Genomic DNA, 13,028 nt, shown 5'->3' with positions numbered 1-13,028 from the left:
CGACTACATTGATTCCTCATCGGATAAATCCAACCTACAAAAAACCGCAAAAATCATGTATATAATGACTTCAGACTAATAAAAACAAGAACAGGGACTTATCATGAAGCGTTATTATTTTAATAATTCAAAAAATTATATCGACAGCCACGAGCCGCTTTCAAAAGAACAAATCGAACAATTAAATGAAATTATGTCTTTTTTCCCTCACCACAGTAAAGAGAGTTGGCCAGAGCTATTGATGTCATTTCAACCAGAAAAATATTCTCCTAAATTAGTGCATATGGCTGCTAACGCTTTTGATCACAATGGATATAGCATGCTTGGTCTAGCTTGTGAGTACGGTAAAGATGTTGGAATAGTCCAAAGACTAGTGGATCTGGGCGCCAATCCGAATAAACCTGATCACATGAGAAAACTACCATTGCATCATGCAATAAATAATCAATTGTCCCGTTCTAACCGTGATTCGTTGGACGCGGTAGCTGTTGTTCAATGTCTTCTTAATAATGGGGCTAATACGCAAAATACCAGCTTCCAAAATAGAACCCCGCTTTCTTTTGCTCAATCGCAACATTTTAAAGCAGCAGCAAAAATCATAAAAGAGCATACTGGTTTCTCTAGAAGTTATGGAATATTTCAAAAGTCATTGCTTACAGGAAATACATATAGTTTAAAACGAATGCTGGATGGCTCTGCAACTTTAGCATCATCAATTACAACATTGAAAGGTTGGTCCTCTGTATTTACGGCTGTCCATCAAAGTTATGCTCACCGAAATACACTAAATAGTCTAGAACTATTAAAAAAACATCATGTTGATTTCAATAGTACCCATTACCTTACAACCTATTCAGGTATGCCAGTGTATTGCGCAGTTAATCCTATTGCCTACTTCTTATTACGTGGTGGTGACTCAAGACTAATTGACGCCTTAATTAAGCATGGAGCTGATCCTGAGCATTATTCTGTAGCTGTAGTTAAGAAAATTATCGAACTCCATCCAAAGAATAAAGCATTTGATTATGTGGTTCAAAACGATAATAACCCATTTGATGTCAACGCAAGAACATTGCTCACTTTATTTGAAGCCAAAACGATGAAACAAGATGTAAGCATTAGTGATGAGGACATGGCGAGAAGTGCATTTGGTACAGGCTCATTCACCGCACAATTTAGATAATCTTAAAAGATTAACGGGGGCGGCCCCGGACCGTCCCCCTCAAAAGGAACTAACAATATGCTAAAAACAAGTCAAGTGAGTGAAACCTTATGTCAATCTGGAATTCGTGCAGCAAGCACGGAGTGTGAAAAAATTGGCGGCATTAATTTAGGTCAGGGTATTTGTGATTTACCTACACCAGAGGTAATCAAACAAGCTGCGATACGTGCGATTGAACAAGAAAAAAATGTGTATTCTGCTTGTGAAGGGGTACTCAATTTACGCCATGTTATTGCCAATAAAATTCAAACGTTTAATAAAATTCCGGTTCATGCCGAAACAGAAGTCCTGGTAACCCACGGTTCTACTGGCGCATTTATTTGTGCAACGATGTCTTTGTTTAATCCAGGTGATGAAGTGATTTTGTTTGAACCTTTTTATGGCTACCACAAAAATATTTTGGAGCTGTATCAAGTGAAGGTTAAAGCGGTTCCTATTAATTTACATGATTTAAGCATTCAAATTGATGATCTTAAAAAAGCGATTACTCCAAAAACCCGCGCCATTATCATTTGTACACCGTGTAATCCTTGTGGCAAAGTTTTTTCTGAGCAAGAATTATTAGCGATTGGCGAAATTGCTGAACAACATAATTTAGCAGTTATCACTGATGAAATATATGAATATATTATTTACCCGGGTTATCAACATGTGTCGTTTGCTAGTTTAAAAGATTTTAAAGAACGCACCATTACGATTTCAGGATGCTCAAAAACATATAATATGACAGGATGGCGTTTAGGTTATGCCAGTGGCCCTGCACATGTCATCGCAAAAATGGCTTTGATTCAAGATTTATTGTATGTGTGTCCTGCAACCCCGCTACAACATGCGGCGATCGATGCATTCAAATTACAAGAAAATTATTACCAAACCATGTGTCAAACCTATTTGGAAAAACGTGATCAGACAGTTCATGAGTTACGTGACATTGGTTTTGAAGTGACAGTTCCCCAGGGGGCTTATTATATTATGGCTGATTTTTCACGCATGGGTATTAAAGACGATGCAACCATGACGCGTCTGTTACTTGAACGTGCAAAAGTTGCAGTGGTTCCTGGTCGCTCTTTTTATTTAAATCCAGATCAAGGAAAACATGTATTACGTCTTTGTTACGCGTTAAGCAAAGAAAAAGTGGCACAAGGTTTAAAACAGATGAAGCAAGGACTAGTACTGTGTCCTTCCTAAGACAAGGTCGGGCCTTGGCCCGACAATTCCGTGGATATAAAATGGTTGCTGAATCGTATGGACCACTCGCGACATACGGATAAGTAATATTCTTGCCTACATCAAAAAGTTTAACCAGTCGGTAACCATCCATACAGCCAAAATAGCCATGCTGCCCAGATTCCAAAATGGTCACTTGTTTTTTGGCTTGCATCGCTTGAATCATCTCATCAAGTAATTTAGTAGGCTGGTATTGCCCCCTTTTTGTAAGCCAATAGTAATGACGATGTTTTTACCAATAAATTGTAGCGCTTCTGGATTCCCGGAGTGCAGCGCTCTCATCTTGAATCTCTTAGAAAACCGAAACAAATAAGTAGAAACTAGGCTCTACATCAAGGTAGCCCTTTTGCTTGCAAACGGGATTAGCTCCTTAAAATGAAGAAGAAATCCTATCTTTCAAGAGAGTTCACAAACCCATCATTGTTGAGAACAGTTTAGTCAAGCATTGGTTTTATCTATTGAGTAACTTATAGTGTAAGTTATTTAAATTGCATACGAGCAAGGACGCTTTACATGACTAAAAATGAAGAAACGAAAAATAGATCCAGTATAATTAGATGGACAGTGATTACTATTTATCTTCTGGCAACTCTTTTTTCTGCTGCTTGGCATGGCCCGGTCGCAGAGCTTGTTTTACCCATTATTCTTGTCTTTACTATTTTTATTTCAGCGTCCCTACATGGTACGGAGCGGTATGGAATAAAAAATTTAATTATATTTTTTATAATAACTTGGTTGGTCAGTCATTTTTTTGAAGCATTAAGCATTCAGACAGGATTTCCTTTTGGGCATTATTATTATGATAAATTAGCTGGGCCACGGCTATTTGAGGTGCCTATCATTATTATGTTTGCTTATTTTGGAACGGGTTACGCCTCGTGGATTTTAGCTCATATACTTCTGGGACAATATGCTACCCAACTAACTGGGAAGCAAATATTTTTTGTGCCGTTGATCGCTGCTTTTATTATGGTGATGTGGGATATATGCATGGATCCTCTTTCATCAACAGTCTATTCATTATGGGTATGGAAAGATGGAGGATTGTATTTCGGTGTGCCATTGCAAAATTATTTCGGTTGGTTCTTGGTGGTTTATATTATCTATCAAATTTTTGCAGTTTATATTGCCAAACATGATGTAATGGCCATACGCAAACAGAGTGTTTTTTCTTCTAGAAATTTTTGGAGAGAAGCGGTCGCTATTTATGGCATACAAGGTTTAACACAATTAGTTGATCCCCTTGGCACCTCAACTCATTTAAAAATTTATGGATCGATGGCTCTAATTACAGTGTTCACAATGATGTTCGTGGCCCTACTTGCTTTACTTAAAATTGATGAGCGTCATTTAGCAAGGTAACCTGTTTGCTCTCAACAAACGTAGGCTGGGCTGAAAAGCCCAGCATCCAATCTTGAGCAGTACCTGGAAAATTGAGTATTAACTCGAAAACATAATATAAATTCAAGTATCAATCTATTCATCAGATCATTTGCTGGGCTTTTCAGCCCAGCCTACGCTTGCTATTCATTATTATTTTCTATATGAACATTCAAATTTTGATTTTGATTGTTTTCTGACTTCTGTAGTTCAATTAATTGTTGTACCCGTTCACAAGCAGAACCGTTGTCATGAAACGATGACTGAGTCATATTTCTCTCAATGTCGCATTCCTTCATTGCTTGTTGAATTTGCTCATCGTAGGTTCCAGCTATTACATTGGTGCTTAATATTGCTATGTAAAAACTTAGAATTAATTTATACATAATTTAATCCCTTAAAATATCCGTATGAATACGTAAAGTATAGATCATTTCCATCATGCAACTTAAATTCGAATATTCCTAGCCGACATATTTACAAATGTAATTTGGTATAAATTTATCCCTTTAAATTTAACTTTTATAAGCCGAAAATAATGAAGAAAGTAAGTTAGCAAGCGTAGGTCGCTAATCAATAAATTTTAAAATCGCATCCGCTACTTTTTGAGGTTGTTCTACGGGGCTTGCATGCCCACCAGGTATAACATCAAGTTGAGTATTATTACCGATCTTTTTTTGCACTTCCTTAGCACCAGCCAATGGAGCAATCATGTCCTCTTCACCTGCAATAACTAATGCTGGAGTTTTGATTTCGCTTAACCAGTCCCCTGAATTAAACTCTTTTAATGCATTTAATTGGCGTTCATATCCAATGAGTGATTGTGGATAAGGGTTCTGTTCAGCTAATCTGATTAGTGTTTCCAATTGATTTGGTTGCGAGAGAAAATCGCTTGAAAATACCCATGGTGCAATCGATTGCACTCGATAACGAAGAGGTAAATTCATGCGTTGTAATTCACCCGTTAATTCAAAAGCCATTTCTGGGGCTTTGGTTAGGTAAGCAAACGTGTTGATCAGCACAATTTTTTGAATTTGATCAGGGTATCTTTTTCCAATATTTTGAGCAATGGCACTCCCCATCGATTGACCGATGATAATTGGATCTTGAAGCCCTAACTTTTTACTCAATCGCATGACATCATCTGCCATCATTTCGATTGAATAAGGAGTATTTGGACTATCTGTTTGACCTATACCACGGTTATCAAATGTTAGAACCTGATGGTTTGCTGCTAATTGATTGAGAACTCCAGCCCAAAAAGTATGATCACAAGTAAAACCAGCAATTAAAATAATTGGAGTACCTTTGCCATGTACTTCATAATACATATTGATATCATCAATCTTCATTTTTCCTGAATCCGCTGCATGGCTCCTGATGAGAGCAAAAAATGACTAACGCCTAAGATGAACAACGTTACAACTTTCATTAAGTTATAGTGTGTTACTTTTTTTAATTTTTCCATAATTTTCCCTAAAAATAATTCCCTTTATTTGCACCAACTACTGTTCTACGCAAATGTTTATCACTTCCCAGAGCTTCTAGCCCAGCCTACGCTTGCTGAAAAGCTGAAACTGCGAATACAATAACATTAAATTGAGCTTCCCTTGAAATACGGAGCAGCCTCTAGTTCACATTGGATCATCATTTATGGATCAATTTAAATTCCTAACCATATTTAATTTTGAATATCAGTTAAAAATATACGACTTAGTGTCTGAATCAATCAAAAAAGATATCTCTCATTTAGAGTCCAAGAACAATATTAATAAACTAGACATGGATGAAATCCGTAATTTAGCCTTTTATAAACAAAGCCTAGACATTTTGATTGAATCGACTTTCCTACAAATTTATGCGGAACTTGAAGAGTCTTTATACCATCAGTGTGAAAAACAATTAATTAAAAAAAATGCAAGTATATCACGCTTTGAAACAGCACTTAATGAACAAGGGTACTGTATTGATAGTGAACATTGGAAAGCTTTGCTTAACATTTCTAAAATCCGCAATTGCCTTTTACATGCAAATGGAAGAATAGATATTGATAGATACGGTATAGATACAAAAGAGACAATAAAGACTCTCAATGGTGATGCAAGCACAATTCTAATTGAAATAGTTAATTTAAAAGGTCATAAAGAAGATACGGCCAAGATTAAAATTAAGGAATCATTTCTAGAGTATTGTGTTATTAAAATACAAAGCTTTATTAATCCTCAAAAATAAATTTATATATCGTTTTATGAGTCAAAACGAAAAATAGGTTGGTTTTTTGCCTTAATACTATTATCTTCAGCAACTCAATTAACTAACATAAGTGATTAAATTAAGGCTATTCTATTCGTTGAAATCGAGGAACTTTTTTTCCATGATGAATGACATTCTCAAAAAACATTTTCATAGGGCGAACCCAAAGCTGGTTATCACCAAATTGTTCACAATGATAAAGTGCCCTGTACACTATCATCTCTTCATCTGTTTCACTATGACGCGCTTGGCCAATGACTTCATATAATTTTTCGTTTTTATAATGCCTGTATTTTCCACAGATAATAGGATCTAACATTTACACCCTCGTGATTCGTAGTCATTAGTTTTCACTGACTGGCTTACAGTACCATTTGCATCAGTACCAAAAGTGCTACTTTCATTTACCAATTGAATTAGAGCAAATGATTTTGGAGTCAACTTAACATGAAATAAGTAAACGTAGGCTGGGCTGAAAAGCCCAGCATCCAATCTTGAGCAGTACCTAGAAAATTGAGTGTTAACTCGAAAACATAATATAAATTCAAGTATCAATCCATTCATCAGATCATTGCTGGGCTTTTCAGCCCAGCCTACACTTGCTGAATACCGGATGAAGCAAGAAGCTCAATCATTGTAGCCAACTATACTCTTGATTTCGAGAAAATCATGGATGCCGAAATCAGCGTATTCTCGGCCGTTACCAGACTGCTTATAGCCCCCAAATGATGAGAAGGCGTCCCAGTCCGGATAGTTTATTGAAACTGTACCGACACGCATTTCTCTGGCTACAGCCCGGGCATGATCTATATTTTCTGACTGGATATAGGCAGCAAGTCCGTAGATTGTGTCATTGGCAATACGGATTGCATCCTCTTCATCCACGTAAGACATGATAGACAGGACCGGTCCGAATATCTCCTCGCGAGCTATTTCCATTTCTGGTGTAACGTGCCCAAATACAGTTGGACGGATATAATAACCACAATTGAGATGCTCTGGACGACCTAAACCACCAGTGACAAGGGTAGCACCCTCATCAAGTCCAGACTGTATCAGTGCCTGGATTTTATCATATTGCACTTGACTGACAACTGGACCCAGATCAGATTCAGGGTCTTTAGGATCACCAGTCTTAAAAGCTTCGGCTGCTTTTTTTGCAATATTCAATGCTTCTTCATGCCTCTCCTTGGGTACTAGCATACGAGTTGGTGCATCGCAGGATTGTCCACTATTTCCGAAACAATTTTGCACTCCCTTAGTGACGGCAGTTACAAAATCAGCGTCTGGCAAAATAATGTTGGCCGATTTACCACCTAGTTCTTGACTCACACGCTTGACTGTATCTGCGGCGGCCTTAGCAACGATTATACCGGCGCGGGTTGAACCGGTGAATGAAACCATATCAACATCTGGATGGCAGGCCATCACTTGACCAACATCCGGTCCAGTACCATTAATTAGGTTAAAAACCCCTTTGGGTACGCCGGCAGCATCCATAATCTCCGCAAAAATGATGCCGCTTATTGGTGCAATTTCTGATGGTTTTAGGATGACGGTACAGCCAGCAGCAATGGCTGGGGCAACTTTACAGACTATTTGATTGAGAGGCCAATTCCATGGCGTAATTAATGCGCAAACACCTATGGGTTCCTTGACAATGGTTGTTGTACCACGCTTTTCACTAAACTTATAATTCTCAAATGCAGTAATAGTCGCTTCCAGATGGACCCGGCCAACTAAAGCTTGTGCATCCCGAGCAAATGCAATGGGTGCCCCCATTTCGTCGGAAACTGCTTTTGCTATATCCTCAAAGCGTTCTTTGTAGAGCTCAAGGATGTTCATTAGAAGTGCCATACGAGAATTGTGCGACGTTTTGGAGAACGTTGTGAACGCTGTTTTAGCTGCAATTACTGCCTTATCGACATCAGCCTTAGAGCCTATAGAAATCTGAGTGTAGGCCTTTTCAGTGGCTGGATTAATGACATCGAGAGTAGCTGGAACAACAGGAGAGACCCATTGACCATCGATGTAGAACTTTAAGTGATTGCTCATAATAGGCTTCCTTTCTGTAACCAATTTATTTCATGGAGAGAGTAGACTAATAAAATTCTTTATCGTTTTCAAATAAACCCAATAATTATTTTTGGGTGTATTTTTAAAATACGATTGCTATGTGTCAACCAAAATAATTACTTTGAATCAGTCTTTGGTTTTCAATGATAAGCACGACCATTGTAAACTAAAGACCCTATTGGCGCTCATATTCAGTCTATTTTCTGCTAACATATGCATCCCTTCATGAAATAACAAAAGTAAAGAATCTGGTGTATGTATGAATCAAAATTCAATTTGGACCAAATCAAAGGCACGCCTAAATCGATTGCATCGAGATAATAATACAAAATATAACTGGCTATTTTTACCTGGTGGCCCCGGCCTAGGGTCTGAATCTCTGCATAATTTAACTGAAATCTTATCCCTTCCCGGTACTCTTTGGTATCTAGACTTGCCTGGAGACGGCTCAAATAATACGGAAGATGATGAGAAAAGCTTTTCCAACTGGTCTAACGCTCTTATCGAAGCCACTAATGAGTTAGATAACGTTATTTTAGTGGCTCATTCATCGGGTGGCATGTTTGCTCTTGCAACACCCGAATTGGAAAATAATCTTCTCGGACTCGTATTAATGGACTCTGCGCCTAATGCAAGCTGGCAAAGTTTTTTTATGGAGTACGTTAAAAATCACCCACTAGAAGAAGTTGAAAAATTACAAGAAATGTATGAAAAAAATCCATCAAATGATTTATTACGAGAGCTTACCATCGCCTGCGCTCCTTACGTTTCTACATCCAAAAGTTTAGATAAAATAATCGAAATGCTTGCTTCATTACCTTTTAATTATAAAAGCCACCTATGGGCAGAAAACAATTTTGATCGAACCTATCAGGCAAAATGGATTCCAGAGAAAATACCAACCTTAATTTTTTCTGGTGATCAGGATCATCTAACGCCATTAATACTATTTTCACAAGCACGGGCGTTTCAACGGCAAAATATTTGTATCCGTGAGATAAAAAATGCATCTCATTTCCCATGGATGGACAATCCAGAGCAAGTGAAACAAGTATTTGTGGAATATTGTCAACGGTTAGAAAGCTAAAGCCCACTGAATAGTGATGAAACAACTTTGAAGGAGCGCCAGCTGTTGAAAATTTAAAAACTGCCAAAAATAAATAATGAAATAGCGCAGCGCTCGAAACCATGACTTTAATTTTTTATACTTTACTGGTTGGCAAGTCTAAATCAGAACCGCCTCAGTCTGCTTTTCAGAGTAATCAGACTTAATGTCTTTTATGAATAATCATCGAAATTACTTTACTTCCATATAACAATAAGGAAAACGCCCTATGCTTACCTGGGTCTTAAACTCTAATTTCAAAAAATCCATCACCCATAGACGCTGTATGGAGAGAACCTAAATTAGCCCCGTGCTCTTCAATTAATTTTAATAATTTGAGCATTCGAGCCTGAATCTTCGGGGGCATATCTAAAATGGCTTCCTCGACAGATTTACCAGGATCCCAGTCGGGGATCTACTACTTTCCTACTCCGTAAAACTCTTACAGAAGGTCAGCGAGTGCAATTCGTTGTAACACAAGGTGCTAAAGGCCCTCAAGCACAGAATATAACAGCCCTTTAAATTTAAGATATTTTACTACTACATCTTTTGGGGATGTAGTAGTACCGATTCAATCGAACGTATCAGACAAGCACCACATAAAAAAATACCGCGAAGAAATGACAAATACTTCCTGATAAGACAAATAAGTGCCAGAGCACGTGACTAAATCTCAATCGCTCCCAAATATAGAAAATGACCCCAACGGTATAGCTCAAACCTCCTGCTACAATATAGGTTAAGCCGCCTGGTGGCAGTAATTGATAAAGAGGTTTTATAATGAGGAGTGCCATCCATCCCATCAAAAGATAAATTAGTGTGGAAAGTAGGTCAAATTTATGGACAAAGAACCACTTGAATAATATCCCAACAAAAGCTAAAGACCAAACAATAGTGAATATGGTCCATCCTAGAGAGCCGTTAATCGTGACCAACACAAATGGTGTATAACTTCCAGCTATGAGTAAATAAATTGACGCGTGATCTAAGATACGAAATAGATGTTTTATTTTAGGGTTCGTCATACTGTGATAAACAGTAGAACATACATACATCAAGAGCAAAGTACATCCAAAAACAATACTAGATACCAACTTTAAACTATTGTTTTGATATGCGGCAAATAACGTTAATAAAACAAGGGCAATGAAACTTAAGAATGCTCCAAGTGCATGAGTAGAGGCATTACCGATTTCTTCAACCCGGGTTTGTGATGTATCTGGTTTAATCCAAGCCATATGAGTCATTTAATAAAATGAAATGTTTATGTGTACAGTCGCAACTTTCCCTTATAAACGTGCTATTTTAATCGGTGTAAGACTATTATGACAAGTGCAGGCCACGGTAAACGCATTTAAATTTGACCAATCACTTTAGCCAAGTACTGAATATTAGCACAAACCTTAGGTTGCTTACGGCGAATTCTCGCTTTGAAGAGCTTCATTTTTTAACCAAGCCCAGTGCAAATTTATACATATCAGAAGTCAATTGCACAGACATTTAACTTGTGTAACTAAAGAGTTGGGGGCCCTATAATCCTTCTTATTTTCATCCATTTTTACTAGAGCCTGTGTAGAAAAACGTTAATTAGTACCCAACTTTAGCCGAAAGATCTCTCCTTTCAATTGAATCGTATCTCCTGCGACCATCTTTTTTCTTTTCTGTTTTTCTATTATGCCGTTTACCAATACAGTGCCCGCAGCTATCATATCCTTAGCTTCCGCTCCACTCGAAGCGATACCTTCAAATTTAAGAATTTTAAAGAGCTCAACAGGTTCTTTATTAATGAAAATATCCTTCATATTTATTACTCCAATAATGATGAGTTGTCGCAATCTTTATTTTTTAAGGAATCACGAAAAAGGGTTTCAATTTTAGTCCTTGCCCATGGTGTTTTGCGCAGGAATTTAAGGCTTGATTTGATGCTGGGGTTGGAAGAAAAGCAGTTAATCTTGACTCTCTCCGCCAAGCCTTCCCAGCCATAACAAATCAACAATCTATTTAAGATAGTCTCTAGGGTAATGCCGTGCAGTGGATCATTAGATGTTCTGTCCATCAACTATACCTTTTTTCGTTGCGCATTGCGGTTTTAGTTTGGCCCCCGCCTAACTCTACTACTTCAAATACTATTTTTAATATACATAAGTGTTCTTAGTATAATCACACGGATCAATAATACTACTTCTACTACTGCTTAATCAAATCTTTTAACGCCGGGGTTGTAGGCGAATTAAAATGCACAGTGGGAAACATGTGTATTAATCTGAGACAGTTGGCCAACGCCGTGTTTTTAAATATAAATCGATCCTCAATCCTCCCATGCCGGTTTTCCCTGCTTCGGCAACAGATAATTTGAGGTAATGAATATTACTTACAAATGTTAATAATATTTTAAGATTTCACTGCTAAAATAAACAAATAAAAATCAAATTGGATAAATAATGTTATTAATAATCGTGCAGATTCCACCAAGAGTCCGGTTTAATCCTTTTACTACCCAAGCCGATCTATTTTCTTTCTATCATCAAGTGAATAATATAAGCAAAGCACATCATACTCCGTATATTTCTTTTTATAATAATTCCTATCAAGAAGAGAGAATAAACCATCTTAAAGAGTTAAGCCGTATTCTTGTCTTAGAAATGGCATTAAACCATCGCTATGAAATACCAGCACATAGAAATTCTTTCAACGCTGCGGTTAATCGAGCAAATTTTCATTTTAGAAATTTAGAAACACCTATAGAGGTACAAAGGGCTCCTTCACCAAGGGCATCACAGAGACTAGTCCCCGACCAAGGTAGAGTCGCCGCAGAACGACCAAATACACCTTTTGGACATGTGCCTAAACCCGATACAGCATTACAAGAACGTGCTAAAAAAGCAATGGAGAAATTAGGAAATGATTTACCAAGCGAATGCACCGATCCTATAAGCATGGAACCTCTCACTGACCCTATAGAAATCAATAATCGTGTTTATAATAGAGGTACCGCATTAAACTTGCTAGAACGTGGTCAATTTAAAGATCCGTTTACGCGTGAATTAATTGATCCGAAAACTGCTAAATCTGGTTCGTATATGCTTGAGGCGATGGAACAACATCTTGAAGCCAAAGCAGGTAAAGAACCCGCTTTATATGTTAGACACAAACAAACCAATGTTCATCCTTTAAAAGACCTTATTGAAAATTGGGAAAACTTATTAAATACGGCACCTAAACCTCATTAGACACAGTTCACGGTGCCTAATAAGCAGGCGAAGGTTGGGTCAAAATGGCCCAACCTTGCTTAAATCAGAAAAACTAAATTCATCCTTCAACCAATCACCAATAAACTTTAATTTTTCCTTGTATTCATCAGTATCCTTCCAGCTCATAGATAACACCTTATTTTCTCCTAATTCAGTGTTAAGTGTTACCAGTCTCACCTTTTACCTTAATATAGGTTGCATCAAGGTGCCAGCGACAGGCGTAGCGTTTCTTATGCCAATCAAGGCGTTTTTTTAATTCAGGAGCGTAATGCTGAACCCAACGATAAAGTGTAGTATGGTCGTTGGAATCTCAGTTAATAATTTACATTGAAGTATAAACTATCCTTGGTTTTTGCAACGGATCCATAAAAAGCAAGGAGTAGGATTGATAAGATAATTTAATCTGCTCTGCTAAAAAGACCAGATGCGACCCCATAGATCATACGATAAAAAGTGAATGTGGAATTTTTGTTAGAAATTATTAAGTTATTGAAAAAAATACTTTTTATTATCA

Annotated in this window: 14 protein-coding genes and 2 pseudogenes; 7 read left to right on the top strand and 9 right to left on the bottom strand. The window is 37.5% G+C overall.

Translation table 11 applies throughout. The annotated features are described in order from the left end of the window. Positions 1–103 precede the first annotated feature (103 nt). The 3 genes from Lste_RS15940 to Lste_RS15930 all read left to right on the top strand — a co-directional run bounded on the left by Lste_RS15940 (position 104) and on the right by Lste_RS15930 (position 3,811). Complete coding sequence (locus Lste_RS15940) at positions 104–1,183, top strand: ankyrin repeat domain-containing protein (protein WP_058511979.1); 1,080 nt, start codon at positions 104–106, stop codon at positions 1,181–1,183. 57 nt (positions 1,184–1,240) lie between these two features. Continuing rightward, on the top strand, positions 1,241–2,410 hold the full coding sequence (locus tag Lste_RS15935) for a pyridoxal phosphate-dependent aminotransferase (protein WP_058511978.1): 1,170 nt from the start codon (positions 1,241–1,243) through the stop codon (positions 2,408–2,410). A 552-nt stretch (positions 2,411–2,962) separates the two neighbouring features. Then, complete coding sequence (locus tag Lste_RS15930) at positions 2,963–3,811, top strand: carotenoid biosynthesis protein (RefSeq protein WP_058511977.1); 849 nt, start codon at positions 2,963–2,965, stop codon at positions 3,809–3,811. A 161-nt stretch (positions 3,812–3,972) separates the two neighbouring features. On the opposite strand, the gene Lste_RS15925 is transcribed toward Lste_RS15930, so the two are convergent. Continuing rightward, the gene (locus Lste_RS15925; protein WP_058511976.1) at positions 3,973–4,215 is read right to left on the bottom strand and encodes a hypothetical protein; all 243 of its coding nucleotides are present in this window, start codon (positions 4,213–4,215) and stop codon (positions 3,973–3,975) included. A 183-nt stretch (positions 4,216–4,398) separates the two neighbouring features. Beyond that, positions 4,399–5,181, bottom strand: a complete 783-nt coding sequence (locus Lste_RS15920) for an alpha/beta fold hydrolase (RefSeq protein ID WP_058511975.1) — start codon at positions 5,179–5,181, stop codon at positions 4,399–4,401. 301 nt (positions 5,182–5,482) lie between these two features. Here Lste_RS15920 and Lste_RS15915 point away from each other — a divergent pair, with 301 nt between their 5' ends. Next, on the top strand, positions 5,483–6,061 hold the full coding sequence (locus Lste_RS15915) for a hypothetical protein (RefSeq protein WP_058511974.1): 579 nt from the start codon (positions 5,483–5,485) through the stop codon (positions 6,059–6,061). Between the two features lie 106 nt (positions 6,062–6,167). Here Lste_RS15915 and Lste_RS15910 read toward each other — a convergent pair whose 3' ends face one another. Further along, positions 6,168–6,401: a DUF1653 domain-containing protein gene (locus tag Lste_RS15910; RefSeq protein ID WP_058511973.1), complete on the bottom strand. Its 234-nt coding sequence runs from the start codon at positions 6,399–6,401 to the stop codon at positions 6,168–6,170. A gap of 308 nt (positions 6,402–6,709) precedes the next feature. Further along, entirely contained in the window at positions 6,710–8,137 is a 1,428-nt protein-coding gene (locus Lste_RS15905) for an aldehyde dehydrogenase family protein (protein WP_058511972.1), read from the bottom strand. A gap of 280 nt (positions 8,138–8,417) precedes the next feature. On the opposite strand from Lste_RS15905, the gene Lste_RS15900 reads away from it, so the two are divergent. Continuing rightward, on the top strand, positions 8,418–9,245 hold the full coding sequence (locus Lste_RS15900; RefSeq protein ID WP_058511971.1) for an alpha/beta fold hydrolase: 828 nt from the start codon (positions 8,418–8,420) through the stop codon (positions 9,243–9,245). A 262-nt stretch (positions 9,246–9,507) separates the two neighbouring features. Here Lste_RS15900 and Lste_RS19680 read toward each other — a convergent pair whose 3' ends face one another. After that, entirely contained in the window at positions 9,508–9,606 is a 99-nt protein-coding gene (locus tag Lste_RS19680; protein WP_237760534.1) for a type II toxin-antitoxin system RelE/ParE family toxin, read from the bottom strand. A 92-nt stretch (positions 9,607–9,698) separates the two neighbouring features. On the opposite strand from Lste_RS19680, the pseudogene Lste_RS18980 reads away from it, so the two are divergent. After that, positions 9,699–9,785 (top strand): annotated as a pseudogene (locus tag Lste_RS18980) (cold shock domain-containing protein); the annotation flags it as partial. Positions 9,786–9,847: 62 nt separating this feature from the next. Here Lste_RS18980 and trhA read toward each other — a convergent pair. From trhA to Lste_RS15885, 3 genes are all read right to left on the bottom strand, one after another. Beyond that, positions 9,848–10,501 carry a PAQR family membrane homeostasis protein TrhA gene (trhA, locus tag Lste_RS15895; protein ID WP_058511970.1) on the bottom strand — a complete coding sequence of 218 codons (654 nt, stop codon included), beginning with the start codon at positions 10,499–10,501 and terminating at the stop codon, positions 9,848–9,850. Positions 10,502–10,846: 345 nt separating this feature from the next. Next, entirely contained in the window at positions 10,847–11,065 is a 219-nt protein-coding gene (locus Lste_RS15890) for an RNA-binding S4 domain-containing protein (protein WP_058511969.1), read from the bottom strand. 5 nt (positions 11,066–11,070) lie between these two features. Next, positions 11,071–11,319, bottom strand: coding sequence for a VF530 family protein (locus Lste_RS15885; RefSeq protein ID WP_058511968.1), 249 nt, complete (start codon positions 11,317–11,319; stop codon positions 11,071–11,073). A 385-nt stretch (positions 11,320–11,704) separates the two neighbouring features. On the opposite strand from Lste_RS15885, the gene Lste_RS15880 reads away from it, so the two are divergent. After that, positions 11,705–12,493: an RING finger protein gene (locus tag Lste_RS15880; protein WP_058511967.1), complete on the top strand. Its 789-nt coding sequence runs from the start codon at positions 11,705–11,707 to the stop codon at positions 12,491–12,493. 193 nt (positions 12,494–12,686) lie between these two features. Here the strand turns inward: Lste_RS15880 and Lste_RS19675 are convergent. Beyond that, positions 12,687–12,815: pseudogene (locus tag Lste_RS19675) on the bottom strand (IS6 family transposase); the annotation flags it as partial. Positions 12,816–13,028 lie beyond the last annotated feature (213 nt).

The organism is Legionella steelei, from assembly GCF_001468005.1.
GTDB classification, from domain to species: domain Bacteria; phylum Pseudomonadota; class Gammaproteobacteria; order Legionellales; family Legionellaceae; genus Legionella; species Legionella steelei.
The sequence above is the reverse complement of the archived record's forward strand: the minus strand, read 5'-3'. Positions and strand labels throughout refer to the sequence as shown.